The organism is Noviherbaspirillum sp. ST9 (genome assembly GCF_048799745.1).
Classification (GTDB): domain Bacteria; phylum Pseudomonadota; class Gammaproteobacteria; order Burkholderiales; family Burkholderiaceae_D; genus Noviherbaspirillum.
Map to the genome: position 1 here is coordinate 1 of NZ_JBLWFR010000188.1, position 547 is coordinate 547.

The following is a 547-nucleotide window of genomic DNA, read 5'->3' on the forward strand; positions in this document are numbered from 1 at the left end:
CCTGATCGATCGCCACTGCGCCCATCGCGGCGCCGACCTTGCCTTCGGGCGTCTCGAGCATGGCGGACTGCGCTGCGCCTTCCACGGCTGGCTGTTCGACGCATCTGGCCAGTGCATCGAGACGCCTGCCGAGCCGAAGGATTCAAAGCTCTGCCAGAACATCCGCCAGCGCTCGTATCCCGTGGTGGAGAAGAGCGGCATCCTCTGGGCTTATCTGGGCGAAGGTGAGCCGCCGGCTTTCCCGGAGATCGACTGCTTCGTCGCGCCCGCCACGCACACCTTTGCCTTCAAGGGTCACATGGCCTGCAACTGGCTGCAGGCGCTGGAAGTCGGCATCGATCCCGCGCACGCTTCCTATCTGCACCGCTTCTTCGAGGACGAGGACACTTCCACCGCCTACGGCAAACAGTTCCGCGGCGCGTCCGCCGGCAGCGACCTGCCAATGACGAAGATCCTGCGCGAGTACGATCGCCCGATCATCAATGTCGAGCATACCGAATACGGCCTGCGGCTGATCGCGCTGCGCGAGATCGACGAGGAGCGGACG

At 64.7% G+C, this 547-nt stretch carries 1 protein-coding gene; it reads left to right on the forward strand.

Going from position 1 to position 547, the window contains the following annotated elements:
• A partial coding sequence (locus ACNOHI_RS25445) for a Rieske 2Fe-2S domain-containing protein (protein WP_420477509.1) occupies nt 1–547 on the forward strand: 547 nt, incomplete at both ends.